The 24,685-nt window shown below is 71.3% G+C and carries 19 protein-coding genes, 1 tRNA gene and 1 pseudogene; 13 read left to right on the plus strand and 8 right to left on the minus strand.

Translation table 11 applies throughout. From position 1 onward, the window contains the following. Positions 1-1,039 precede the first annotated feature (1,039 nt). From IF22_RS35045 to IF22_RS0117885, 3 genes are all read right to left on the minus strand, one after another. On the minus strand, positions 1,040-2,617 hold the full coding sequence (locus IF22_RS35045) for an ORC-CDC6 family AAA ATPase (protein WP_156057611.1): 1,578 nt from the start codon (positions 2,615-2,617) through the stop codon (positions 1,040-1,042). A gap of 311 nt (positions 2,618-2,928) precedes the next feature. Next, a complete protein-coding gene (locus IF22_RS0117880) occupies positions 2,929-4,497 on the minus strand; it encodes a tyrosine-type recombinase/integrase (RefSeq protein ID WP_051708582.1) in 1,569 nt (522 codons plus the stop codon). A gap of 29 nt (positions 4,498-4,526) precedes the next feature. Then, positions 4,527-4,599: transfer RNA gene (locus IF22_RS0117885), tRNA-Arg, on the minus strand. 160 nt (positions 4,600-4,759) lie between these two features. Here IF22_RS0117885 and IF22_RS0117890 point away from each other — a divergent pair. After that, positions 4,760-5,455 (plus strand): hypothetical protein, encoded by a 696-nt coding sequence (locus IF22_RS0117890; RefSeq protein ID WP_030333411.1) that lies wholly within the window; start codon positions 4,760-4,762, stop codon positions 5,453-5,455. A 76-nt stretch (positions 5,456-5,531) separates the two neighbouring features. Here IF22_RS0117890 and IF22_RS0117895 read toward each other — a convergent pair whose 3' ends face one another. Further along, positions 5,532-6,557 (minus strand): alpha/beta hydrolase, encoded by a 1,026-nt coding sequence (locus IF22_RS0117895; RefSeq protein ID WP_030333413.1) that lies wholly within the window; start codon positions 6,555-6,557, stop codon positions 5,532-5,534. 166 nt (positions 6,558-6,723) lie between these two features. Then, a complete protein-coding gene (locus tag IF22_RS0117900) occupies positions 6,724-7,134 on the minus strand; it encodes an HPF/RaiA family ribosome-associated protein (protein WP_030333415.1) in 411 nt (136 codons plus the stop codon). A gap of 304 nt (positions 7,135-7,438) precedes the next feature. Between IF22_RS0117900 and IF22_RS0117905 the strand changes: the two genes are divergently transcribed. From IF22_RS0117905 to IF22_RS0117915, 3 genes and pseudogenes are all read left to right on the plus strand, one after another. Next, the gene (locus tag IF22_RS0117905) at positions 7,439-8,221 is read left to right on the plus strand and encodes a single-stranded DNA-binding protein (RefSeq protein ID WP_030333417.1); all 783 of its coding nucleotides are present in this window, start codon (positions 7,439-7,441) and stop codon (positions 8,219-8,221) included. Between the two features lie 200 nt (positions 8,222-8,421). Continuing rightward, a pseudogene (locus IF22_RS0117910) lies at positions 8,422-9,405 on the plus strand (cobalamin biosynthesis protein); the annotation flags it as partial. A gap of 137 nt (positions 9,406-9,542) precedes the next feature. Further along, positions 9,543-11,084 (plus strand): cobyric acid synthase, encoded by a 1,542-nt coding sequence (locus IF22_RS0117915; RefSeq protein WP_030333420.1) that lies wholly within the window; start codon positions 9,543-9,545, stop codon positions 11,082-11,084. 161 nt (positions 11,085-11,245) lie between these two features. On the opposite strand, the gene IF22_RS0117920 is transcribed toward IF22_RS0117915, so the two are convergent. Then, complete coding sequence (locus tag IF22_RS0117920) at positions 11,246-11,647, minus strand: rhodanese-like domain-containing protein (protein ID WP_030333422.1); 402 nt, start codon at positions 11,645-11,647, stop codon at positions 11,246-11,248. A 284-nt stretch (positions 11,648-11,931) separates the two neighbouring features. Here IF22_RS0117920 and IF22_RS0117925 point away from each other — a divergent pair, with 284 nt between their 5' ends. The 5 genes from IF22_RS0117925 to IF22_RS0117945 all read left to right on the plus strand — a co-directional run bounded on the left by IF22_RS0117925 (position 11,932) and on the right by IF22_RS0117945 (position 17,146). Beyond that, entirely contained in the window at positions 11,932-12,576 is a 645-nt protein-coding gene (locus IF22_RS0117925) for a uridine kinase family protein (protein WP_245233663.1), read from the plus strand. Positions 12,577-12,643: 67 nt separating this feature from the next. Beyond that, positions 12,644-13,789: a M48 family metallopeptidase gene (locus IF22_RS0117930; protein ID WP_030333426.1), complete on the plus strand. Its 1,146-nt coding sequence runs from the start codon at positions 12,644-12,646 to the stop codon at positions 13,787-13,789. A gap of 36 nt (positions 13,790-13,825) precedes the next feature. After that, positions 13,826-15,169, plus strand: a complete 1,344-nt coding sequence (locus IF22_RS0117935; protein WP_030333427.1) for a dipeptidase — start codon at positions 13,826-13,828, stop codon at positions 15,167-15,169. Between the two features lie 83 nt (positions 15,170-15,252). Continuing rightward, positions 15,253-15,459 carry a hypothetical protein gene (locus IF22_RS0117940; protein ID WP_030333429.1) on the plus strand — a complete coding sequence of 69 codons (207 nt, stop codon included), beginning with the start codon at positions 15,253-15,255 and terminating at the stop codon, positions 15,457-15,459. A 94-nt stretch (positions 15,460-15,553) separates the two neighbouring features. Then, on the plus strand, positions 15,554-17,146 hold the full coding sequence (locus IF22_RS0117945; protein ID WP_030333431.1) for an ATP-dependent DNA ligase: 1,593 nt from the start codon (positions 15,554-15,556) through the stop codon (positions 17,144-17,146). Between the two features lie 10 nt (positions 17,147-17,156). Here IF22_RS0117945 and IF22_RS0117950 read toward each other — a convergent pair whose 3' ends face one another. Then, complete coding sequence (locus IF22_RS0117950) at positions 17,157-17,978, minus strand: SURF1 family cytochrome oxidase biogenesis protein (protein WP_030333433.1); 822 nt, start codon at positions 17,976-17,978, stop codon at positions 17,157-17,159. A gap of 206 nt (positions 17,979-18,184) precedes the next feature. Between IF22_RS0117950 and IF22_RS0117955 the strand changes: the two genes are divergently transcribed. Both IF22_RS0117955 and IF22_RS0117960 read left to right on the plus strand, forming a co-directional pair. Beyond that, the gene (locus IF22_RS0117955) at positions 18,185-19,588 is read left to right on the plus strand and encodes a cobyrinic acid a,c-diamide synthase CobB (protein WP_051708602.1); all 1,404 of its coding nucleotides are present in this window, start codon (positions 18,185-18,187) and stop codon (positions 19,586-19,588) included. Next, positions 19,585-20,154, plus strand: coding sequence for a GNAT family N-acetyltransferase (locus tag IF22_RS0117960; protein WP_030333437.1), 570 nt, complete (start codon positions 19,585-19,587; stop codon positions 20,152-20,154). The genes IF22_RS0117955 and IF22_RS0117960 overlap by 4 nt, the downstream gene beginning before the upstream one ends. A 43-nt stretch (positions 20,155-20,197) precedes the next feature. Here IF22_RS0117960 and IF22_RS0117965 read toward each other — a convergent pair whose 3' ends face one another. Continuing rightward, a complete protein-coding gene (locus IF22_RS0117965; protein WP_030333439.1) occupies positions 20,198-22,327 on the minus strand; it encodes a transglycosylase domain-containing protein in 2,130 nt (709 codons plus the stop codon). Between the two features lie 121 nt (positions 22,328-22,448). Between IF22_RS0117965 and cobC the strand changes: the two genes are divergently transcribed. Together cobC and cobT are read left to right on the plus strand one after the other, a co-directional pair. Further along, positions 22,449-23,534, plus strand: a complete 1,086-nt coding sequence (gene cobC, locus IF22_RS0117970; protein ID WP_030333442.1) for an Rv2231c family histidinol phosphate aminotransferase CobC — start codon at positions 22,449-22,451, stop codon at positions 23,532-23,534. After that, positions 23,534-24,664 carry a nicotinate-nucleotide--dimethylbenzimidazole phosphoribosyltransferase gene (gene cobT / locus IF22_RS0117975; RefSeq protein WP_030333444.1) on the plus strand — a complete coding sequence of 377 codons (1,131 nt, stop codon included), beginning with the start codon at positions 23,534-23,536 and terminating at the stop codon, positions 24,662-24,664. The genes cobC and cobT overlap by 1 nt, the downstream gene beginning before the upstream one ends. Positions 24,665-24,685 lie beyond the last annotated feature (21 nt).

Genomic DNA, 24,685 nt, shown 5'->3' on the forward strand with positions numbered 1-24,685 from the left:
GGCCAGCGCCGCAGGTCAGCCGCACATCGAGCCTGCCGCGAGAAGCCTGCTGGTACCGGATAACAAATTTTGGTCCAGAGGGGAACTCGCAGGCGCATTCAATAATTAGGGGGTCCGCCGAGCCCCGTAGGGAGACAAGTCGCAATGAGGCCGCGCATCAGGCTCTTATCTGCAATCAATCAGCAAAAACGATTTAGGAAAACGTGCGGAGCGGTTCTACTTGTCGTCTTCTTATTCATGGCAATCGCGACCCTTAAGCCAGACCGCGCAATGGCTGCGGCGGCTCTAATTGGCTCTCTGGCGAGCCTGTTGTCCGCTTTCAATCAATCGTCAACCAGATCGCTATCATCTGGATCGGCCATTGAGAGCCGTACGCTAACCCACTCAGACGGGCTGGTACGGCGCGGGCGCGAAAACCCAAATCGCTGAAGGTATCTCGTCTCAAGATGCCTCTGCTGCTCATAAGTGTCCGCAGCTTCAAGTCGGAGAGTGCGCTGCTCGGCGGCCTGACGAGATTTGAGGCCCAACGCGTGAGCGATCTCTTCATAGGTAAGCCCTCGCTTGCGGGCGTACCTAAGTAGATCCCCTTCCCGCTCGTCGATCATCAGCCGTAGGCCCGCTAGCAAAGACAGCGCATTGGCAACGTCGTCCTTAGTCAGTCGTGTCCCGCGTGGACGCCTTGCAACGAAGTCGAGGGCAGCCGCCGCCTGCACGAACACTGGAACGTCGCGGTTGAAGATAGCTTCTCCGTGACGCCGTAGCCCACGGAGGGCAGTTGCCAGATCATGAAGTATTACGTAGGGCAAACGGTGCCGGTTGGCCATCAAGCAAGTTTAACGACCAGACGCAACTGGCCGAGTTGCCGAATGGCTCTACCAAGTCAAGGCGGGCCGCGCGGCTGGCCCGGCCCTGGGCTAGGCGAAGGGCACTGCCGCGCTCTCCCTGCCCTTTCCACAGGTCACTCCTCGGCATGCAGACAGGCAGCGCCCTTGATCCCGCTCGCGACCGTCCCGGCTCAGCGTTGTCCCCGAGCAGCCCGTTACGTCAGCGCAGTCGGTGTCAGGATCACTCGTCGAATGCTTCGCTTATCGGCGAAGGGAACGACACGGTCCTTGGCATCGTCGTCCGTGTCTTCGTCGAATATTTCGAAGCGGTCGGGCTCCGCCCTGGTCCGCTTGAGATCAACATAAGTGCCGTAGTCCAGTGAATAAATATTATATCTTAAGCCAGGATTCTCTTTGTCGCTATAACCGCGCGAGATTAAATGAATCAGTCGTTGGTCGAAGAGTGACTGAATTACGGGGTTGTCGCTATGTTCGCGCGCCAGCATGAACATGGTCGTTTGGCGAGTGCCAATGACGTCCGTGACGATCGTATCTAGAGCCTTTCGGAGGTCAGGCGATAATGTCGTGGACTTGTCTGTTTCGTACCAGTCTCTGGCGGCTTCCTCGACAGACGATCGATCAATCTTCAGTCGTCCTGAGCGTTGCGCGCGAAAGAACGCTTGTGAGAAAATGCCGAGGAAGTCACGAACTACTCCTTCGCCTGCTCGCACGAGCTCGACGAATGTCTCGCGTTCCGTGAATAGTCGCACTCGAAGGTTGACGGGCGAGTCAACTCCGTTATCGTGAAGCATTCCTGCCGGCAGTTCTGCCTCTACGTGCTTGAATAACAGCTCTAGGAAGATCTCTACTACGTTATCCGGGTTGCGATCATAGACGTAGTAGTCATCCAAATCTAGATTTGCGCTGATGTCGCTACCTAGCTCAAACCCGGTGGGGTTTCCCCTCTCGACTCCGATGGTAAAGTTCGACCTGTACTCAAGTGACGCGATTTTGACCACCACGCGGTTGCTTGGGAACAGAGCGCGCTTAAGGAATTCGGCGATGTATGGCTGTACGTCGGGAGGAATGGCTGTCCACTCGTCGATGAGGATGAACAGTTCTTCGATCCCGAGGGCCGTCAGCGCCTTGTTCAAAAAGGTTGCAATTTCGGCAAATACGACCGTTTCCCGATAAACTTCGGTGAACCTCACTCTTTGCCCAGTCGTGCGTTCCGCCGTTCTGCCGGATTCCGCAGATAGCTCCGGCCTCTCGGAAACCTTAGCGCCGAACTTGGAGGTGGCGCCGACCTTATCTTGGGTAGTATCTTCAAACTCGGCGCTCGCTACCCCGACAGTTCTTGCTTGGATGACGTCAGCAAGTTCGCTCACTTCCTCCATGCCTGATCCGTCTCTATCTGGATCGGTAGCAATGTCCAGCAGCTCCGACTGAATGAGAGCCAATATGTCTTTAAAAACTCCAACACATCGAACGACAAGCGGTTGGCTGTCGTCTGTCATTAAGTGAGCGCTTCCAATGGTTCGTATATCTATGTAAAGCGATGCAGCATTGCCTCGACTTGCAACCTCTAGGTCGAGGATTCTCAGCACGTGCGACTTTCCAGTGCCACGGCGGCCATAGAGGATCTGATTATTTGTATTGTTGAGTTGAGGGAAAACGCCCGTTTCTACATAGGTGCGTTGTAGTGCCGCGACGTCGCGCTGTCTCTCCGAACGTGGCTTGATGTTGCTTATGGCGTTGCCGAAGTGACGATCACTGAGGAGTGACTCAGGCACGTTTGGGCTCCTCGCTGGGAAGCAGCACGTTTGACCACGTCACTATACGGCGTGAGTAGACGACCTTGAGTGGCTAGTGTGGCGCTCATGGCTGCGGTGCTGCCTGGACACAGGTAGCGCGGATGCTCGCCTGCGGCGTGTCGGCCATCACCGAACTCAGTGTCCGCTGGGACTTGGATGCCACCCAGCGCGAAGTCCTGCATGTGCCAGCTCCCCGTTCGGCGAGCCGAGGCCGGCTTAATCTCGTGGTGCGTGTGTCGCCGTTTCGGTTGAGCAGACCGGCGTGGCTTGGGTCGAATGTGGGCGACACCCTAGACCGGGTTGGCTCCAAGGCCGTCTGGTGAGTGCTTACGGCGAGGATCTGCGACTGTTGCCCGCCGACCCCGGACAACGTTTACCAAGCCCTCCGTGGCCAGCAGAGCCACCGCCCGATGCGCGGTTCCGACCGAGACGCCATGCACCGCAGCTAGTTCGGCAACTGCCGGGAGTTGGGTGCCGGGCCGCAGTCGACCGGCCGTGAGTTGCTGGCGCAGTTCAGCGGCGATCCGCTGGTACGGACTGATTTCATTTGTGTGCTGCGTCGGCGCGACTGGGCGCGGTGGCATCCTCGCGGCCAGCGTTCCGGCAGCACGCTGGTCAGACTCCGACAGCCAGGCTGCGTACACCCTGAGGGTCGTTGTCCCACCGCCGCCATGACCAAGCCGGCCGGCGACCGTCCGCACGTCAACGCCAGCGTTTATTAGCTCGGTTGCCGAGTAGTGACGCAAGGCGTGGATGTGGCTGTCGATGCCGAGCCGGGTTGCGAGCCGGCCATACCGCTGGGTGATGGTGTCGGGTCGGTAGCCACGGCTGTTGTCCGGCTCGGGGGAGAAGACGTAATCGGCAGTGTCCGCGTCAGCGTCTAGCTGCGCCAGGCGGTCAAGGTACCGACCGTGCAGCTCACGCAGTACCTCCATGCTCTCCGGGTCGAGCGCCACCCGCCGCTGCTGGTGCGTCTTGGTGTCCTTTTCCCGCAGCTCGCCGTGTTCATCCAGGTAGGCGCTGCGTCTCAGCGTCAGCACACCGGCGACCAGGTCGAGATGCTGCCAACGCAGCGCGCACAGTTCGCCGCGCCGGGCGCCCGTCGTCATGGCCAGCCAGACCAGTGCGCCCCAGTCCGGATCGCGCCACGCCTCATTGATGATGCTGGCCGCGTCGGCAGGATTCGGCGGCTGCGGGTCGGGGTGCGGCGGCGCAGGGGGCTCGGCCTGCCCGGCGGGGTTGACGGCGATCCAGCGCCACCGGACGGCGCGACTGAGTGCACCACTGAGGATCCAGTGGATCTGGCGCACGGACGAAGCGCTGAGCGGCTTGCAAGCGTGCGGCCGGCACTTCGCCGTGCAGGTGTGCTCACCTTCTACGCGGTGCTTCACGTACGCCTTGCCGCCGCACCAATCGCGGCAGCGGCGCAGGCTCGCGTAGAACGACTCCAACGTCTCGGCGTCGAGTCGGCCAACCGGCAGCTTGCCCAACACCGGGCGGACGTGCTTGTTGAGCTTGTTCACGTAGCCCATGCGGGTGGTTGCTTCGATGTCGGCCACCTCAAGCCATCGGTCTAGAAGTTGGTCGAGCGTCGCGCGGGTGCGCGGGTTCCGCCGCTCGTCCACCTGGGCCAGCAACCGGGTACGCGCCTTCTCGGCTTCCTTGGCCGCGGTGCGGCCGGCGGGGATGACCTCGGTCAGGTAGTGCCGCTTCCCGCTGATCGGGTCGACCCCGGCATAGACCTTCACCCGCAGTGACCCGCTGGGCAGGGTTTCGATCTCGCCGCGCTGGCGCTTGGTGCGTCCGTTCGAGGCTGCCACGGGGCCACCGTAACGCGCTCGCACCACGAATGGCCCCATGCGAGCCGGTCAGATTGAGGAAATACCTGTGCGCCCGGCAGGATTCGAACCTGCGGCCTTGGGATTAGAAGTCCCCTGCTCTATCCGCTGAGCTACGGGCGCGTGTGGCGTGGATGTCGCGCCCAGAGGGTACCGCCGTCCCACTGCCCGACGGCGGAAAGGGTGCCCGCGTCCACGTTGCCGAGCAGAGTCTCACGTCCGGCTCGGAGCGGGCATCCGGGTTACCGCGGACCGGCCCGGCCCCGGACCGTACCTTTGGCTGGTGTTGCTGGATTCCGACGCCGAAAGCGACGTCGCCTACGAGCTGTGCCAGGTCGTCGGTCGCGCCATCCTGCCGTACCGGTCATCGGGCGGTTTCGGTACCGCGTTCTTCTTTCGCAGCGGCGACGACCCGGTGGGGGAGTCGTTGTTGACGGCGGCCGACCTGGTGGGCGCTTCCGGGGGTGAGTTGGGCCTGCGGTCGAGCGTCACCGAACCGGCGGGGGTGGCCCCGGAGGTCGTGTCCGAGGCGGAGATGGTGCCTGGCTGGGCCCGCTTCGGGGGCGACGGGGTGGCGGTGTTGCCGACCGCCGGCCTGCACCGGTACGCCGGTGACGGCGGCTGGCGGTGGCGCGTCCAGCCGGTGCCGGCGGGGATCGCCGCCGGGCCCGAGGTGGTCGCCCGCCTCGGCGCCGACGCCGGTTCCGCTTTCGTGCTGGCCCATGGGGTACGCGAAGACGGGTCGCGCCCGCTGGAGGTCGCGATCGAGCGGGTGGTCCGCGACGGGGACGCCGTGCTGATCACCACGGAGCTGCCGCCGGGGTACGTCGGGGCGCCGGTCTTCATCGTCCAGGCCGGCGACACCGGCGACGTCGCACCGTACTGCCTGGGTCTGGTCCTGCCTGGCGTCGGCGCGCACCCGGTGGCGACCTTCGACCGGATCCGTGCCGTCCTCCCGGCGACGCCCGGCGACGTCTGAGCCGGGACGCCGTCCGGCGATGTCGGACTGCCCCCGCTGTCCGGTGACGTCTGAGCGGCGACGCCATCCCGGCCTGTCAACTGCCGGGCGTTGTCGCCGTCGCCGCGTCGGCTGTCGGTGAACTGGTCGGGTCAGCGTCGGCCGGGGCGGTGGGGCCGGCGGCGAGGAACGCCTCGGCCCAGCGGCCCACCTCGTCGAAGACCTTCTTCCGTACGGCGGGGCCGGAGAGCGTGAGGTCGTGCAGCCCGCCGTCGAAGCGGGCCAGTGTGACGTGGCGACCGAGGCGGGGCGCGTAACGGACCATGTGGTCGACGTCCAGTACGGCGTCGGCCATTGTCGCGTTGGCGTGCCACTTGGTGCCCCGGAAGGACCGGGTCGAACAGGCCAGCAGCACCGGCACCTGGATGTCCAGCCCGGCACGGAGTCGACGCTGCCCGGTGCGGATCGCGTTCAGCCAGCCGGCCCGGACCGGGAACCCGGCCAGCGGCTTCCACGCCAGGTCGTAGGTCCACTCGCCGCGGTGGTCGGAGTGGATGCTCTCGCCGTACACCGTGCCCAGCCCGAACGGCAGGATGCGGTGCGGCGCTCTGCGGCCCAGCCGGGACGCGGCGGCCGCGAGGGGTCGACGGATCGCCCAGGGGGCGTTGAGGTCGAAGAAGGGGCTGTTGAGCACCAGGCCGTCGACGATGCCGGTGTCGCGGCGGGAGTCCGCCCACAACGAGATGATCAGGCCGCCGGTGGAGTGGCCCATCGCCAGCAGGGTCTCGTGCCCGTCGTCCTTGCGGATGATCTCAGCGGCGGCATCCAGCTCGGGGAAGTAGTCGCTGATGTCGTGGCAGAAGTTCGGGGTCTGGCCCGGGAGCAGACTGCGACCGTATTTGCGCAGGTCGAGGGCGTAGAAGTCCCACCCTCGCTCGGCGAAGAAGTCGGCCAGGTGGGTCTGGAAGAAGTAGTCGACGAAGCCGTGCACGTAGAGCACGGCCCGCCCGGTGGGGCGTTCGGCCCGCCTCCGGACCAGCGTCGCGACAACGGGGCCTTCGTCGTCGGCGCCCAGGTCGATCGTCTGCCGCTCGTACGGCGGCCCCAACACGTCCGGTTCCACGAACGCGACGCTACGCCGCCGACCTACCCAGCGGTAGCCCACGCCCGCTCGGTCCGCCCGCCCGCCACGCTCATCCCCGCGATCTTGCACTTTCTGTCCCGACATATGGGGGACGTAGCCGCTATTCGGGCGATGAAAGTGCAAGATCGCGGGGGTGAGGCGTGGGTCAGGCCGTTTCCGCGTCGGCGCGGGGGGCCTCGTCGTCGGACTCGGCCTGCGGCTGGGGGAGGTCGCGCAGGTGCTTGTTGTGCCGGGGCTCCTGGCGGGTCTTGGCGTCGTTGAGACGGCGGCGCAGGTCGTCGCGGACGTCGTTGAGGGCTGCGTGCAGGTCCTCCTCCGCGGAGGTGGTGACGATCTTCTGCCGGCCGGCGATCCAGCACTCGAGCGTGACCTTCTGCCCGCGTGCCTCCCGGTCCTTCACCGACACCTCCAGCTCGGTGGCGTCGGCGTGGAAGCTGGCGAGCCGGGCGTCGAGGGTGGCGAACTGCTCGGCGATCCAGTTCCGGTCGCCCTGCGAGAACCCGGCGCCCACCCGCAGGCACTCAGCCACGGTGGCCGGGTTCGCCACGGCGCTCATCGCCGCGCCTCGGAAGCGTTCGCGGAACCGATGGTAGTGATCGTCATGGCGCTGACCTCTCGTCGACGTGCAACTGTCGGTGGTGCGTTGATCAAGTCCTTACCCAGTTCGAGCGGCCCGGGAAACCGTTGACGGCGGGTCGGGCGGGTCGGGCGTACCACACCCGGGCGTGATCAGGGCGTTGTCCACAGGTGGGTTCGTCATCCACAGGCCGGCGGTGGGCGGTGGCGGTGGGCGGCCTCGGTGTCGAGGCTCGGTGGCGAGTCGACTCGCGTTGGCAGGCCCCGATCCCCCTGGAGGGACGATGTTCGACACTTACGTGACAATCGTCGGCAACGTGCTGACCACGCCCGAGTGGCGGCGTACGACCCAGAGCAACACCCTGGTGGCCAACTTCAAGGTCGCCTCCACCGCCCGCCGGCTCGACCGGGACAGTGGCCGGTGGGTGGACGGCAATTCGCTCCGCGTCCGCGTCAACTGTTGGCGCAAGCTCGCCGAGGGGGTGGCGGCCTCTGTCATGGTCGGCGATCCGGTGGTGGTCTGTGGGCGGCTCTACACCCGCGACTGGACCGACGACGCCGGCAACCACCGCACGCTCTACGAGTTGGAGGCGGTCGCCGTCGGCCACGATCTGTCCCGCGGCCGGGCCCGGTTCCTGCGCAACCGGCCGAGCGTGACGACCAGCACCGTGGAGGACGCGGAGGCCGAGAGCCGGGTGCACGGCGAGCCCACCGAGTCGGTGCCGGCCGGGCAGGCCCCCGCACTGCCCGACGACCGGCCGCTGGACGACGACTTCGAGCTGCCTGACTACGCCGAGCTGCGCACCAGCCCGTTCGGAGGCAGTCCGTTCGGCACCAGCCCGTTCGGCAGCGACCCGGAGGACGATTCCCCGAGCGGCGGGCAGGTCGAGCAGGTCGATGCCGCACTGGGCATCGACGAGCTGACAGCTCCGCCCGAGGCGAACGACGACAACGCCGACGGTGACCTGGACCTCGAGTTGGGGGCGGTGCCCGACGAGGGGCAGCCCGAGCCGACGCAACTCGGTCGCGGGCGGCGCGGTCGGGGCCGGATCCCGCAGCCGGCCTGACCGATCCGGGCGGCACGAACGGGGGCGGGGTGGCGGCGCCTGCAGCGTCGTCACCCCGCGTGACGGGCGTCGGCGGGGCGGCCCGACTGTTCGCTCCAGGGGTTCTCGTCGCGGCTGCGGCACCGTGTGTTGGGCTGGTTCCCGGGGTGCTCGTCTAGGCTGGCCGGCCGGAGGTGGTGCGGGTGCGACGGACAGCGCCGATGGCGAACGCGGTGGGGCTGCTGGCCGGTTACGCGCTGGACAGGCTGCTCGGCGACCCCCGCCGGTGGCACCCGGTGGCCGGCTTCGGGCAGGCCGCCGGGGCGCTGGAGCGCCGCCTCTACCGCCCGGACCGAACGGCGGGTACGGCCTTCACCGCGCTGGCCGTCGGAGGGCCGGTGCTGCTCGGAGCGGCCGCCGCGGCGGCTACCCGGCACCGGCCGGTGACCCGGGCGGTGCTCGTGGCGGCCGGCACGTGGAGCGTGCTGGGCGGCCGCACGTTACGGCACGAGGCGACTGTCATGGGCCGGACGCTGCGTGACGGCGACCTGCCCGCTGCCCGGCGACGCCTCGGCAACCTCTGCGGGCGGGACCCGTCGACGCTTGGCGAGTCGGAGCTGGCCCGTGCCACAGTCGAGTCGGTCGCCGAGAACACCTCCGACGCGGTCGTCGCTCCGCTGCTCTGGGGTGCGGTCGCCGGCCTGCCCGGGCTGCTGGGCTACCGCGCGGCGAACACCCTCGACGCGATGGTCGGGCACCGGTCGGCGCGCTACGCGCGGTTCGGCACCCCGGCCGCTCGGCTGGACGACGCGCTCAACCTCGTACCGTCCCGGCTGACCGGGCTGCTCACCGTCGCCGTCGCGCCGGTCGCGCACGGGGACCGGCAGCGCGCCTGGCAGGTGTGGCTGCGCGACCGCAACGACCACCCGAGCCCCAACGCCGGCCAGTGCGAGGCGGCGATGGCCGGTGCGCTCGGGGTCCGCCTCGGCGGCCGCAACGTCTACTTCGGGCGCTCCGAGGTGCGGCCGTTCCTCGGCGACGGTCCCCGCCCGGAGGCGCGGCACCTCAAGCGGGCCGCCCGGATCTCCGGCGCGGTGGGGCTGGCCGCGGTGGGGCTGGCCGCCGCGTACCCGGTGACCCTCGGCCGGCTGATCGGCGCCGTGGGCCGGCGCGGGTTGGCCGCCGTGGCCGGCGGGCGCGTGCGGGCCGGCGGGACCGGGCTGGCAGCCGGGGTCGGCACGCGCGGACTGGTCGGGCGGCGCGGGTTGGCCGTCGGGGCCGGCGGGCGCGGGCGGGCCGGCGGAGTGGACGCGGGTGTCGGGGTGCGGCGGGGGAACGGGCGGTGAGTGGCGGGCTGCTGGTGGCCGGCACGACGTCCGACGCGGGCAAGAGCGTGCTCACCGCCGGCATCTGTCGCTGGCTGCACCGCCAGGGCGTGAAGGTGGCGCCGTACAAGGCGCAGAACATGTCGAACAACTCGGCCGTGGTCGTCGGGCCGGACGGGCGCGGCGGCGAGATCGGGCGCGCCCAGGCCATGCAGGCCGCCGCGTGCGGGCTCGCACCCGACCTGCGGTTCAACCCGGTGCTGCTCAAGCCGGGCAGTGACCTGGCCAGTCAGGTGGTGCTGCTGGGCGAGGCGGTCGACACGATCACCGCCGGCACCTTCCGGCAGTTGCGCCCCCGGCTCGCCGAGACCGCGTACGCCGCGCTCGCCGAGCTGCGCGAGACGTACGACGTGGTGATCTGCGAGGGCGCCGGCAGCCCCGCCGAGATCAACCTGCGGGCCGGTGACTACGTCAACATGGGGCTGGCCCGGCACGCCAACCTGCCCACCATCGTCGTCGGCGACATCGACCGGGGCGGTGTGTTCGCCTCGATGTTCGGCACCGTGGCCCTGCTCGACCCGGCCGACCAGGCGCTGATCGCCGGCTTCGTGATCAACAAGTTCCGGGGTGACCGCGGACTGCTCCAGCCGGGTCTGGACATGCTGCGTCAGGTCACCGGCCGTCCCACGTACGGGGTGCTGCCCTGGGCGCTGGACCTGTGGCTCGACGCGGAGGACTCTCTCGCCTACGGCCGGGTGCTCGGGCGCCCCGCCGCCCCGCACGGCACCGAATGGCTGGACGTGGCCGTCGTTCGCCTGCCCCGGGTCAGCAATGCCACCGACGTGGAGGCGCTCGCCACCGAGCCGGGTGTCCGGGTACGCCTCACCATCGAACCGGCCGAGCTGGCCGCCGCCGACCTGGTCGTCCTGCCCGGCTCCAAGTCCACCGTCGCCGACCTCGCCTGGCTGCGCGAGACCGGCCTCGCCGACGCGGTCGCCACCCATGTGGCGGCCGGCAAACCTCTGCTCGGCCTCTGCGGCGGCTTCCAGATGCTCGGCCGCGCCATCCACGACCCGGTGGAGAGTCGGCAGGGCAGCGTGCCGGGGCTCGGTCTGCTGCCCATCGAGATCACCTTCGATCCGCGCAAGACCGTGCGGCAGTCGGTGGGCACCGGCCACGGTGGCCTTCCGGTGCACGGCTACGAGATCCACCACGGGTACGTGTCCCAGGCCGACCCCGGCCTGCCGCCGCTGCTGACCGGCGACGACGGTGTCGGAGAGGGGGCCGTGCTCGGCGCGGTACACGGCACGCACTGGCACGGGGCGTTCGAGTCCGACGGCTTCCGCCGGTGGTTCCTCACCGAGGCGGCTCGCCTGGCCGGCCGCAGCGGGTTCCGGGTCGCACCGGCCACCAGCTTCGCCGCCGCCCGGGAACGCTCGCTTGATCTGCTCGGCGACCTGGTCGAGGAACACCTGGACACCGATGCCCTCTGGCGTCTCATCGAAGCCGGCCCACCCGCCGGCCTCCCCTTCATCCCACCCGGCGCGCCACCCTCCTGACTGGGACACCGTCCCCTGGGGACAGTGCAGGTGGGGACCGCCCATGATCGTGCTCGATCGTTGTTCCAGGGGCCTCTCCGCGCGAGGAGGGGCCTGTTTCGTGGATCGAGCGCGATCGTGAGCCGGGCTGCCCGCCGGTGGTGGGCGCCCGGTGGTGGGAGTCAGGGGCGGACGTCGGCGGGGCGGTCGGTGGTGGGCAGGCCCGCGGCGAGCCAGGCGTCCACACCGCCGATCATGTCGGTGGCCCGGCGCAGCCCGAGGGTCTGCAAACTGGCGGCGGCCAGGCTGGAGCTGTAGCCCTGCCGGCACACCAGCACGATCTCCCGGTCGTACCCGGTGGCCTCCGGGATCCGCCAGGCGCTGGCCGGATCGAGGCGCCACTCCAGTACGGTCCGGTCGATGACGACCGCGCCCGGCAGGTCGCCCTGTTCGCGGCGTTGCAGGTCGGTACGGGTGTCGACCAGCAGCGCGCCGCCGCGGACCGCCTCGACGGTCTGCTGCGGAGTCAGTCGGTGCAGCCCGGCGCGGGCCTGTTCGAGCAGGGCGTCTATGCCGGGGCTCATCACGTCTCGGAGCACCACCCGATCATCCCGATTCGGTGGCACCCCGGGCGGCGAACGGGCCGCCCGTCACCCGTCGTCGCCCCAATTCCCCCGGACGTGACGGTGGCCGGCCAGGGCGACCAGCCGGACGGGGCACGGTGGCCCACCCTGGCCCCTCAGCCAGCATGATCGACACGGCCGCGCGGTGCCCCTTCGGCAGGGACACCGCGACCGCACCGAACCGGAGTCGGTCGCCCTGCCCGCCGGCGGCGACGGCATACTTCGGTCATGCACCACGCGAGGTTGTGCTGAACCCGGAGACTGCCGGCCTGACCGTGGCGGTTGTCGAGGCGTACGCCGAACTGGCTCGTCGGGTGCTCGCGGGCCCGGCGCGGTTGGGGCGGACCCGGCTGGTCGCCGTCGACGGGCCGAGCGGCGCGGGCAAGAGCCGGTTCGCCGCGCAGCTCGCGGATGCCCTGGCGGGGCCGCTCGGCGGCCGACCGCCGGTGGTGCACACCGACGACCTGCTCGACGGGTGGGACGACCAGGTCACCTTCTGGCCCCGGCTCGACGACTGGGTGCTCGCCCCGCTGCGCGCCGGGACGCCGGGTGCCTACCGGCGGTACAGCTGGGTCCGGCACCGTTTCCTGCCCCGGCCGGTGCCGGTGCCGGCGGCTCCGGTGCTGCTGGTCGAGGGGGTCAGCGCCGCCCGCGCGGTCGTCCGGCCGGAGCTGACGCTGGCCGTGTTCGTCACCGCACCCGCGTCGCTGCGACTGGCACGCGCGGTCGCCCGGGACGGGCCGGAGATCCTGCCCGACCTGCGCCGCTGGCACGACGGGGAGCGGGTGCACTTCGCCGTCGACGAGACCGCGACCCACGCCGACCTGGTGGTCGACGGCGCGCCCAGCCTGCCGCACGACGCGGACCGGTACTACGTGCGGCTGCGCTGAGCGGGGCATGGACGTCGGCCACCGACTACGGCACGATGCGGGGAGCTACGGCGAACGGGGAGCCACCATGACGGCAGCGGACGCGCCAGCGCGGCGTCGGATCACCCTCACCGGCATCAGCTCACGGGCCTGGGAGCATCCCGCCGACCGGGGTGCCCTGGTCGCGCTGCGGGAGCTGCGCGGTTTCGACGACGTGGTGCGGTCGTTCTTCGGCATGTGGAACGAGCGGGGTTTCCGGCTGTCCGTGCTGGCCTCCGGCATCCGGGTCGACCACCGGCAGTACCCGGCGGTGTGGCAGCGCTACACCGAGGCCGCGGCGGCGCTCGACGTGGCCGAGCTGCCCGAGCTGTACGTGACCCAGTCGCCCTGGTTGGGCGCCGAGGCGGTCGGGCTGGAGCGGCCGTTCATCGTGGTGAACTCCGCCTGCGTGCAACAACTCGACGAGGACGAGCTGCGCTGTCTGCTCGGCCACGAGTTGGGGCATGTGGGCAGCGGGCACGCGGTCTACAAGACGATGCTCATGATCCTCACCCGCTGGGCTGCCAACCTGAGCTGGTTGCCGGTCGGCGCGATCGCGCTGCGGGCCATCATCGCGGCGATGCTGGAGTGGTGGCGCAAGGCGGAGCTGTCCGCCGACCGGGCGGGTCTGCTCGCCGGGCAGGACCCGGCCGCCGCGTTGCGGCTGTTGATGAAGCTGGCCGGTGGCGGTGACCTGTCCCAGGTCGACACCACCGCCTTCCTGGAGCAGGCCGCCGAGTACGCGGGCGGCGGCGACCTGCGCGACAGCCTGCACAAGATCCGGATGACCGCGTGGAGCACCCACCCGGTGCCGGTGGCGCGGGCGGCGCAGCTGCGCCAGTGGATCGACTCCGGGGCGTACGGGCGGGTGCTGGCCGGGGACTACCCACGCCGCGAGGACGACAGCTCGACCAGCGTCACGGAGGAGATCAAGGCGGCTGCCGAGTCGTACCGGGAGGAGTTCAGCAGGTCCAGCGACCCGCTGGTCGGGTTGCTGCGCCGGCTCGGCGACGGTGCGAGCGACGTCGGCGAGTGGGTGGGCGGCACCGCCGGTCGGGCCCGTTCCTGGATGGACGCGGCCACCGAGGCGGCGGGCCGCGCCCACCGCGCCGGGCGGGCTGCCCCCGGCGCGCGGGCCGGCGCCGGCCCCACGGACAGCGGTGACGGTACGGGCTCCGCCGGCACGCCCAGGTAAGGCCGGCATACGATGCCGGTCATGACCTCACCGATCATGTCCGAGTCCGAGGTGCGAGCCGCCGTCGAGCGGGAGATGCCCGGCGTCCGGGCCGACCTGGAGCGCCTCGTCCGCATCCCCGGCATCGCCTTCGAGGGCTTCGACCACTCGCACGTGGAACGCTCCGCCGAGGCGGTGGCCGAGCTGCTGCGCGGTTGCGGCCTGGACGTCGAGATCGTGCGATCCGGCGGCCAGCCGGCGGTGATCGGCCGTCGGGCCGCGCCGCCCGGAGCGCCCACCGTGCTGCTCTACGCCCACCACGACGTCCAGCCGGTCGGCGACCTGTCGCTGTGGGAGTCCGACCCGTTCGAGCCGGTGGAGCGGGACGGCCGGCTCTACGCCCGGGGCGCGGCCGACGACAAGGCCGGCATCATGGCGCACGTCGCGGCGCTGCGCGCGTACGGTGACGCGCTGCCGGTCGGCGTGGTCCTGTTCATCGAGGGCGAGGAGGAGTACGGCTCCGACTCGCTGGAGCAGTTGCTGGTCGAGCACCGCGACAAGCTCGCCTCCGACGTCATCGTGATCGCCGACTCCGGTAACTGGGACATCGGCGTACCGGCGTTGACCACCTCGCTGCGGGGCATCGTCAACTGCTTCGTCGAGGTGCGCACGCTCGACCAGGCGGTGCACAGCGGCATGTTCGGCGGCGCCGTGCCGGACGCGCTCACCGCGCTGGTCCGGTTGTTGGCGACGCTGCACGACGACGCCGGTGACGTGGCGGTGGAAGGGCTGGTCGGCCGGGAGGGCGCCACCGTCGACTACCCGGAGGACCGGATCCGGGCCGAGGCGGGGCTGGCCGACGGCGTGGGGTTCATCGGCACCGGCCGGATCACCGACCGGCTCTGGACCAAGCCGGCGCTGGCCATCCTCGGTGTCGACGCGCCGTCCACGGGCGAGGCGCCGAACGCCCTGGTCCCGTCCGCGAAGGCGAAGCTCAGCATCCGGCTCGCCCCGGGCGACGACAGCAAGCGGGCGTACGCGGCGGTGCGCGCGCACCTGGAGCGGCACGCCCCGTGGGGTGCGCAGGTGACCGTCACCTTCGAGCACGACGGTGACCCGTGCGTGATCGACGCGTCCGGGCCGATGTTCGACGCCGCCCGGTCGGCTTTCCGGGCCGCCTGGGACGGCACCGACCCGGTGGACATCGGCGTCGGCGGCTCGATTCCGTTCATCGCCACCTTCCAGGAGATGTTCCCGAAGGCGGCGATCCTGGTGACCGGTGTGGAGGACCCGCACGCCCGTGCGCACGGCCCGAACGAGAGCCTGCACCTGGGGGAGTTCGCCCGGGTGTGCCTCGCCGAGGCGCTCCTGCTGGGCAAGGTGGCGGCAGCGGGCGGGTAGGCCTCCGGCACGGCGCGGGAACTTTGGGTCTGATCTGGGGGTTTACGGCGTGTCGGCCCGCTGTCTGTTATAGCCTTTCGTACATGAGTACGAACGAGGTGATGGCCCGGTTGGGGGCCGCTGTCAGCGCGCTGGGAGATGTCGACGTCTCCGCGTGGTCCGAGGACACGCTCAACGAACAGCTCGGTGAGCTTTCCGCCGCACTGGTCGCCCTCGACTCGGTGCTCTCCCGCGTGGCCGGCGAGGTCCGGGCCCGGGGGCTACGCATCGAGGAGCCCGTCTCGGCCTAGGGCTGCCCGCCCGTCGTCCGCGTGAGCGGGCGGCACCCTGCCGACACCGCCCGGGCACGGCAATGCCCGGGCGGTGTCGGAGGTGCCTGGCAGGATGAGCTGCGTGCGGTTCCTCGATCTGGCAGCCACCTCCGCCGCCGTCGGTGCCACCAGCGGCCGACGCGCCAAGGTGGAGCTGCTCGCTGACGCGCTGCGCCGACTGGATCCCGACGAGGTCGAGCCCGGCGCCGGCTATCTCGCCGGTGAGCTGCGCCAACGGCAGACCGGGGTTGGCTACGCGAGCCTGCGTGACCTGCCGCCCCCGGCCGCCGAGCCGACGTTGACGGTGGCCGCCGTGGACGCCGCCATCGCGCAGATCGCCGCCGTGCACGGCTCGGGCTCGCAGGCTCGACGTCGGGCGCTGCTCGGCGCCCTCTACGCGGCGGCGACGGCCGACGAGCAGCGCCTGCTCACCGGTCTGTTCAGCGGCGAGCTCCGTCAGGGCGCCCAGGCCGGGCTCCTCGCGGACGCGGTGGCCCGGGCCGCCGAGGTGCCGGTGGCAGCGGTCCGTCGGGCGCTGCTGCTCGCCGGTGATCTGCGGGCCGTGGCGGTGGCCGCGCTGGCCGGCGGGGCCGCCGAGCTGGCCGGGTTCGGTCTGCGGGTCGGCCGGCCGCTGGCGCCGATGCTCGCGCAGAGCGCCCCCTCGGTCGACGAAGCGCTCGCCGCGACCGGCACGCCGGCGGTGGTCGACGTGAAGCTCGACGGCATCCGCATCCAGGTGCACCGCTCCGGCATCGACATCGCGGTGTTCACCCGCAGCCTCGACGAGATCACCACCCGGGTGCCCGAGGTGGTCGCCGCGGTCCGCGCCCTGCCCGGCCGGGAGATGGTCCTCGACGGCGAAGCGATCGGCCTGGACGAGACCGGCCGCCCGCTGCCGTTCCAACAGACGTCGAGCCGGGCCGCCCGACGCACCACCCCCAGCACCACCGGGCGCACCCCGGTCGCCCCGGCGGTGCTCGCGGCGGCTGCCAGCACGGGCGCGACGGTGCTCACCCCGTACTTCTTCGACCTGCTGCACCTCGACGGCGAGGATCTGATCGACCTCCCCGGCCGGGAGCGGTGGGCCGCCCTCGCCGGTGCTGTGGATTCGTCGCTGCTGGTCGGCCGCATGGAGGTCGACGATCCGGAGCAGGCCGCCAGCGCGTTCGCCGCAGCGCTCGACGCCGGGCAGGAGGGCGTGGTGGTGAAGGCCCCGGACGCCCCGTACGACGCCGGCCGGCGCGGTTCCGCCTGGGTCAAGGTGAAACCGCGACACACGCTCGACCTGGTGGTCCTCGCCGTCGAGTGGGGCAGCGGCCGACGCAAGGGCTGGCTGTCCAACCTGCATCTGGGTGCGCGTGACGCGCGCACCGGCGACTTCGTCATGCTCGGCAAGACGTTCAAGGGGCTCACCGACGAGCTGCTGCGCTGGCAGACCGAGCGGTTCCTCGACCTCGCTGTCGAGCGCGGCGACTGGGTCGTCCGGGTCCGGCCCGAGCAGGTGGTGGAGATCGCCTTCGACGGGGTGCAGACGAGTTCGCGCTATCCCGGCGGGATGGCGCTGCGGTTCGCCCGGGTGGTGCGTTACCGCGACGACAAGTCCGCCGCCGAGGCGGACACCATCGACGCGGTCCGCGCCATCCACGCCGGCCGGGTGAGCGGCTGACGGGGAGTGCTCAGGCGGACGCGGTCGGCGCAGGCTCGGCGGCCCGGTCCAGGGGAGCCTCGGTGACGCCGATGCCGGCGGCCCGGCGGGCCTCACGACGGGCCACCCAGCCGTAGCCGAACAGGGCCATCACCGCGAACAGCCACCACTGCACGACGTAGCCGAAGTTCTGCCAGTTGTTGGCGTGCCCCACCGGCACCGCCTTGAACACCGGGTCGGCTGCCGGGGTCTGCTCGTCGAGCAGCAGGTAGGCGCCGTAGACCGGGTAGGGAAGTTCGCCGGCCAGCCGTGACACCCCGATCCGCCGGATCTCCAGCAGCCCGTCACGTCGGGCCACCGCGCCGGCGCCGCTCTCGGTCTCGTGCACCCGTCCGACCACCGTCACGTCGCCGGTCGGCGCGGCCGGCACCGACGGCTGGGCGGTCGCCCCACCGGCTGCCGGCGGGATCCAGCCCCGGTCCACCAGCAGCGCCGTGCCGTCGGTGAGCACCAGCGGGGTGAGCACCTCGAAGCCGACGCGGCTGTCCACCGTGCGGCCGCGGACCAGCACGGTGTTCGCGGGGTCGTACCGGCCGGTGACGGTGACCCGGGTCCAGACCTTGTCCTCGGCGGGGGCCGGACCCACCGTCCCGGGGCCGCCGCTGGGGGCGCGCAGCGCGTCGGCGAGCGGCGCGGGGGCCATCCGCTGGCCCGCGTCGATCCGCTCGTTGACCTCGGTGCGCCCCCGGTAGCGGTCCAACTGCCAGTTGCCCAGGAACACCATGACGGCGGCGGCGACCAGGGTCAGCGCGAGAGCGCCCAGCCAGCGTGGGCTCAGCAGGAACCGGTACACGGCACCGAGGCTACTCGTATGACCGGCGCCACTGACCTGGACCGGGCCGGACCGGGCCGGGATCGTCGTCCGGGGCCCCTGCCAGGGCCGGACCGTCCGCCCCGGTTGGCGGTGCTCGCGCCTGCGGCCGGGCGGGTATCGTCACGCCGACGGATCGGCCCCGGTCGTCCCGTCGCGTACCCGCCGCCGCTCGCGAGGAGTCGATGATGACCGTCGTGCCGCGCCTGGTGCTCAGCGCGCCGTCCTCTGGGCACGGTAAGAACGCGCTGGCGATCGGGCTGCTCGCCGCCCTGGCCGAGCGCGGGGTCGACGTCGCCGGGTTCAAGCTCGGGCCGGATCACGTCGACGCCGCCTACCTCGGTCTCGCCTCCGGTCGGCCGGGCCGGGTGATCGACCCCCGGCTGGTCGGCGTCGACCGGCTCGCCCCGCTGGTGGCGCACGGCGCCACCGGTGCCGGGCTCGCCGTGGTGCAGGGCAGCATGGGGTTGTACGACTCGGTCGGTGGCCGTCCCGAGCAGGAGTCCACCGCCGCCGCGGCCGCCGCGCTGCGCAGCCCGGTGGTGCTCGTTGTCGACGTGGCCGCGATGGGTCAGTCGGTGGCAGCCCTGGTGCACGGGTTCCGCTCGTACGACGAGCAGTTGTGGCTCGGCGGGGTGATCCTCAACCGGGTGGCGTCGTCGCGGCACGAGGGGATGCTGCGCGAGGCGTTGGACGACGTGGGGGTGCCGGTCTACGGCGCGCTGCGGCGCCAGGACCTGCCGGCGGTGCTGCCGTCGCGGCGGCACGGGGTGGCGCCGGTGGTCGACGACTCGGCCGACGCCGTCCGGGCGGTCCGCCGGCTGGGCGAGGCCGTCGCCGCCACCGTCGACCTGGAACGGCTGCTCGGGCTGGCCCGCTCCGCCCCGCCGCTACCGGCACCCGCCTGGTCTCCCGAGGAGGCCATCGGCGCGTTCACACCCCCGGCGAACCGTCCGCTGGTGGCGGTGACCGGTGGGCCGGGCGGCAGCTTCAGCCACCCGGAGACGGCGGAGTTGCTCCGGGCCGCCGGCGCCGAGGTCGTCGTCCTGGACCCGCTGCGCGACGAGGCGCTGCCGGTCGGCACCCGCGCGCTGGTCGTCGGCGGCGCGCTGCCCGAGGCGTACGCCGAGCAGTTGTCGGCCAACCGGCGGCTCTGCATCGCGGTGGCCGAGTTGGCGCGGACCGGGCGTCCGGTGATCGCCGAGGGCGCCGGGCTGCTGTGGCTGGCCCGGGAGTTGGACGGGTTGCCGATGTGCGGTGTCCTGGACGCGGTCGGCGTCAGCCGGGACGGGGTGGTGGCCGGCTACCGGGAGGCGACCGCCCAGACCGACAGCGTGGTCGCGGCCAGCGGCACGGTGCTGGTAGGGCACAAGGCGCACCGTGCGGTGCTCACCCCGCGCGCCGGTCAGCGCCCGGCCTGGAGCTGGGAGGGCGGCGCGCCGGAGGGCTTCGTCTGGCGTAACGTGCACGCCTCGCAGCTCACCGTGCACTGGGCCAGCCATCCGGCGACGGCCACCCGGCTGGTCGCTGCGGCGGCGGCCGACCCGACGGGCGAGGTGGTAGCCGCGCAGGCCGGCGGGGTGTCGGTGTGATCGGTCAGGTGGCGGTGCGCCGATTCCCGGCGTTGACCGTGTCCACCCCGCGTACCGAGGTGCGTCAGCTCACGGCTGCCGACGCGGCGGCGGCGGGGGAGATCTTCGCCGACAAGCTGACCCGGCGTTGGCTGCCGCTGCCCGACGACTCCGGCCCGATCGACGGGCTGGCCTGGTGCACCGATCTGGCCCGGCAGCGGCGCGACAGCGGGGAGGGCGACCACTACGCGGTGGTGCGGCGCGAGGACGACCAGGTGGTGGGGTCGCTGTGGACCCGGCGTACCGACTGGGGTGCCCGCCTCACCGAGATCTCCTACGCGATGGCGGCATCCGCGCGGGGCTTCGGCTTCGCCGCCGAGGCGGTCGACGCGGTGGCCATCGCGCTGATCCTGGAGCACGGTTTCCAACGGGTCGAGCTGCGGGTGGCGCCCGGCAACCTGGCCTCGCGCCGGGTTGCCGAGAAGGCCGGGTTCAGCTACGAGGGCCTGCTGCGTAACGCCGGGTTCGTCAGCGGCGGCCGGGTGGATCTGGAGCTGTGGTCGTTCGTGGCCGCCGACCTGCGCTGAGTCGCCGTTGACCCGCGCCGACCTGCGCTGACCCGCCCGCCGGTCAGCCGACGATGGCGTCGGATGGTGGGGTGAACTGGCGGGTCGGGCTGCCCTTCAGGCCGTCGCGCAGGGTCTCCGAGACCGCCTTGATGGGGATCTGGGACTGCCCGTCACCGACCGCGTTGAACGGATTGTCCGGGTCGGAGATGAAGCTCGCCGCCGCCAACTCCGGGGTGTAGCCCACGAACCAGGCCGATCTGGTGCTGTCGGTCGTACCCGTCTTGCCGGCCACCGGGCGTCCGACGGTGCCCCGCACGCTGTCGGCGGTGGACCAGCCGCCGCAGCTGCCGCGCGCCGGGGTGTCGCCGGTGGGGCAGCGGGCCGCGTCGGTGGCTGCCCGCGCGGCGTCCGCGCTGACGACCTGCCGGCACCGTGGCTTGGCCACCTCGCGGTGGAGGCCGCCCGGGGTGGCGTACGTGGCGGGCGTGCCGTCCCGGTTCATGATCGCTTGCACCGGGATGGCCTCGCAGTAGCGGCCGTCGGCGGCGATGGCGGCGTAGGCGTTCGCCATCTCCAGTGGGGTGGCGTCGGAGACGCCCAGGGTGAACGCGCCCCACTTCTTCGCCTTGGCCGGGGACGCCTGTTCCCGGTCGACGTCGGTGCGCCAGCGCAGCCCGAGCTGTTCGGCCAACCGGACCGCCCGGTCCGCGCCGACCTTCTCCTCCAGCCACACGAAGTACGTGTTGACCGATTTGCCGAAGCCGGACCACATGGTCTGCTGACCGGTCATGGCCCCGCTGGCGTTGGAGGGCGCCCAGCCGTCGTACACGGACGACTTGTAGCGGTAGGGCGCGTTGAACGAGGTGGAGAGGGTCATCCCCGAGTCCAGCGCGGCCAACATCGGGAACATCTTGAACGTCGACCCGGCCTGGTAGCCGGCCAGGTCACCGCCGCCGAGCAGCGGCGCGACAGTGTTCGGGTAGTTGGCCTTCACCTTCGGCCCGGCTTCGGGGTTGGAGCTCTGCGGGTTCTCGGCCAGGTCCAGCGAGTACGTCCGGTTGACAGCCATCGCCTTCACCCGCCCGGTGCCCGGCTCGGAGACCACGATGCCGTTGGCGAACGGGCTGCCGGTGGCGTCCTTGGCGCCGACGCTCTTCTCCGCCGCCTCCTGGATCTTCGGGTCGAGGCTGAGCACGATCCGGTAGCCGCCCCGGCGCAGGTTGTCCATCCGTTCCAGCCGGTTCGCGCCGAACGCGGGCTGCGCGCTCCACCAGTTCTTCAGGTAGTCGCAGGCGAAGCCCCAGCTGTTGTACTTCTCCGTCACCGCGGCGCAGTCGTGCGGTGGGGTGGTCAGCTTGAGCCGGATCGGCTCGGACTTGGCGGCGGCGGCCGAGTCGGGGGAGAGGTAGCCGAGTTGGCTCATCCGGTCCAGCACGTAGTTGCGCCGGCCGGTGGCCTCCTTCTGGTCGGAGTCGGCCGGGTCGTACTCGGACGGGGACTTGACCAGTCCGGCGAGGGTGGCGGCCTCGACCGGGGTGAGGTCCTTGGGGGTCTTGGAGAAGAAGATCTCGCTGGCCGCGTAGATGCCGTACGCGCGGTGCCCGAAGTACGCCGAGTTCAGGTAGCGCTCCATGATCTGTTCCTTGCTCAGCTCCTTCTCCAGGTCCAGCGCCATCCGCATCTCCTTGACCTTGCGCAGGCTGGTCTGCTGGGTGGCCTGCTGGACCTCCTTGGGCGTGGTCGCGCTGTCCCGCAGGGCCATCCGGACGTACTGCATGGTCAGCGTCGAGGCGCCCTGGGAGCCGCCGGAGCGGGCGTTCGAGACGAAGGCCCGGGCCACGCCCTTCGGGTCGACGCCGTGGTGCTGGTAGAAGCGGGAGTCCTCGGCCGCGACGATCGCCTGCTGGATGTTCGGCGACATGTCCGACAGCTTGGTGTACTGCCGGTACTCCTCGTAGAACATGGTCAGCACGGTCTTGCCGTCGGGGGCGTAGAGGTACGAGGTCTCGGCGGGCAGGGCGGTCTTCAGCACCCGGGTCTTCTGGTCCACGGCGTGCGCGGTGGCCTTCGCGCCGAGCCCGGTGAGGGCGACCAGTGGGTACGCGGCGGCGGCGATCACGATTCCGGCGATCAGCCCGGCACGCAGGAGAGGGACGAGACGACCAGCGGCGGCAAGGGGTCGATTGCTCACCTGGTCAAGTTATGACATTTCCGATTCGTACATGAGAAGAACTCTTAAACCGGCGAGTGGTGACGCGGCTTACGTCGAGATCGGCTGTCCCACCGGCCACCTTCCCGGCAGGATCGCGGACATGTCTGATCAGCCGAGCACGCTCGCCCCACCTACCGGGTTCGAGCCGGACCTCGGGCACCACGGCGACGCGGAGGCCACCGCCGGCCTGATCGACCTCGCCGTCAACGTCCGTCGGGCCCGGCCTCCCGCCTGGCTCGCCGACCCGATCGCCGCGACCCTCACCGACCTGGCCCGCTATCCGGACCCGGTGCCGGCCCGCGCGGCGGTCGCCGCCCGACACCACCGTCACCCGAACGAGGTGCTGCTCACCGCCGGCGCCGCCGAAGGCTTCGTGCTGATCGCCCAGGCGCTGCGCGGCGTCCGCCGCCCGGTGGTGGTGCACCCGCAGTTCACCGAGCCGGAGGCCGCGTTGCGGGCCGCCGGACACCAGGTCGAGCGGGTGCTGCTCGACGCCGCCGACGACTTCCGGCTCGACCCGTCCCGGGTGCCCGCCGACGCCGACCTCGTGATGATCGGCAACCCGACGAACCCGACCTCGGTGCTGCACCCCGCCCGGACGGTGGCCGCGCTGGCCCGCCCCGGCCGGGTGCTGGTGGTCGACGAGGCGTTCGCCGACACCACCACCGCCCCCGGGCACCCCGGCGAGCCGGAGTCGTTGGCCGAACGCCGCGACCTGCCCGGGTTGCTCGTGGTGCGCAGCCTCACCAAGACGTGGGGTCTGGCCGGCCTCCGGATCGGCTACCTGCTCGGCGAAGCGGAACTGCTGTCCCGGCTGGCCGCCGTCCAGCCGCTCTGGGCCGTCTCCACGCCCGCGCTGGCGGCCGCGTCGGCCTGCGCCAGCGTCGTCGCGGTCCAGGCCGAACGCGCCATCGCCGCCGACCTCGCCGCCGACCGCGACCACCTGGTCGCGCGACTGGCCGACCTGCCCGGTGTACGCGTCGTCGGCCGTCCCGCCAGCGCCTTCGTGCTGCTGCACCTGCCGGGCGCCGCCCGGATCCGGGCGGCCCTGCGCGAGCGCGGCTGGGCGGTGCGCCGGGGCGACACGTTCCCCGGCCTCGGCCCGGACTGGCTGCGGGTGGCGGTACGTGACCGAAACACCACCGACGCGTTCATCGACGTGCTGCGCGAGACCATGGAGGCATGATGCTGGAGACCACGATCGCGGCGATCCGTCCGGCGGACGAGGCGGCCATGGCCGCCGCCCGGGAGCTGCACGGACGACTGACCAAGCCGGTGGGCTCGCTGGGCGCGCTGGAGGAGCTTTCGGTACGCCTCGCCGGTCTGGCCGGGGCGTGCCCACCGCCGCTGCCCGAGCCGGCCGCGGTGGCGATCTTCGCCGGCGACCACGGGGTGCACGCCCAGGGGGTCAGCCCCTGGCCGCAGGAGGTCACCGCGCAGATGATCGGCAACTTCCTGGCCGGCGGTGCGGTGGTCAACGCGTTCGCCCGGCAGGCTGGTGCCTCGGTCACCGTCGTCGACGTCGGCGTGGCCACCCCGCTGGCCACCGACCCGGCCGCCGCGCCGGCCGGTTCCGACCCGGCGGTGCTCGACCCGGCGGTCACCGGTCCGGCAGTGCTCGACCCGGCAGTGCCCCGGCTGGTCGTCGCGTCGGTCCGCCGGGGCACCAGCGATTTCACTGTGACCACCGCGCTGACCCGGGACGAGGCGCTGGCGGCGGTACAGACCGGCATCCGCATCGCCGACGAGTTGATCGACGCCGGTGCCGGCATCCTGCTCACCGGAGACATGGGCATCGGCAACACCACCCCTGCCGCCGCGCTGATCGCCGCGTTCACCGGCGTCGACGCGCTCGACGCCACCGGTCGGGGCACCGGCGTCGACGACCCGACGTACGCCCACAAGGTGGCGGTGGTGCGGGCCGCGCTGGCCCGGCACACCCCCGACCCGGCCGACCCGCTGGGGGTGCTGGCCGCCGTCGGTGGCCTGGAGCACGCCGCCCTGGCCGGGCTGATCCTGGGTGCCGCGGCGCGCCGCACGCCGGTGCTGCTGGACGGCGTGATCGGGGTCTCGGCCGCCCTCGCCGCCGCCGCGTTCGCCCCGGCTGCGGTCTGCGCGATGGTCGCCGGCCACCGCTCGGCCGAGCCCGGTGCCACAGTGGCGCTGCGCCACCTCGGGCTCGACCCGCTGATCGACCTGGGGCTGCGCCTCGGCGAGGGCACCGGCGCGCTGCTGGCGCTGCCAGTGGTCACCGGCGCGGTCCGGGTGCTGCACGAGGTGGCCACCTTCGACTCCGCCGGGGTGGCCGAGAAGTGACAGCGCGCGACGAACGAGCCG

This window comes from Micromonospora parva, from assembly GCF_000718515.1.
GTDB lineage: Bacteria > Actinomycetota > Actinomycetes > Mycobacteriales > Micromonosporaceae > Micromonospora > Micromonospora parva.

What these genes read in the sequence shown, in the direction of transcription:
- IF22_RS0117880 (WP_051708582.1), bottom strand. Translation starts at nt 4,497, where the DNA reads ATGGGGCCATTCGTGGTGCGAGCGCGTTACGGTGGCCCCGTGGCAGCC.
- IF22_RS0117900 (WP_030333415.1), bottom strand. Translation starts at nt 7,134, where the DNA reads ATGAGCGCCGTGGCGAACCCGGCCACCGTGGCTGAGTGCCTGCGGGTG.
- IF22_RS0117905 (WP_030333417.1), top strand. Translation starts at nt 7,439, where the DNA reads ATGTTCGACACTTACGTGACAATCGTCGGCAACGTGCTGACCACGCCC.
- IF22_RS0117920 (WP_030333422.1), bottom strand. Translation starts at nt 11,647, where the DNA reads ATGAGCCCCGGCATAGACGCCCTGCTCGAACAGGCCCGCGCCGGGCTG.
- IF22_RS0117930 (WP_030333426.1), top strand. Translation starts at nt 12,644, where the DNA reads ATGACGGCAGCGGACGCGCCAGCGCGGCGTCGGATCACCCTCACCGGC.
- IF22_RS0117935 (WP_030333427.1), top strand. Translation starts at nt 13,826, where the DNA reads ATGTCCGAGTCCGAGGTGCGAGCCGCCGTCGAGCGGGAGATGCCCGGC.
- IF22_RS0117940 (WP_030333429.1), top strand. Translation starts at nt 15,253, where the DNA reads ATGAGTACGAACGAGGTGATGGCCCGGTTGGGGGCCGCTGTCAGCGCG.
- IF22_RS0117945 (WP_030333431.1), top strand. Translation starts at nt 15,554, where the DNA reads ATGAGCTGCGTGCGGTTCCTCGATCTGGCAGCCACCTCCGCCGCCGTC.
- IF22_RS0117955 (WP_051708602.1), top strand. Translation starts at nt 18,185, where the DNA reads ATGACCGTCGTGCCGCGCCTGGTGCTCAGCGCGCCGTCCTCTGGGCAC.
- cobC (WP_030333442.1), top strand. Translation starts at nt 22,449, where the DNA reads ATGTCTGATCAGCCGAGCACGCTCGCCCCACCTACCGGGTTCGAGCCG.
- cobT (WP_030333444.1), top strand. Translation starts at nt 23,534, where the DNA reads ATGCTGGAGACCACGATCGCGGCGATCCGTCCGGCGGACGAGGCGGCC.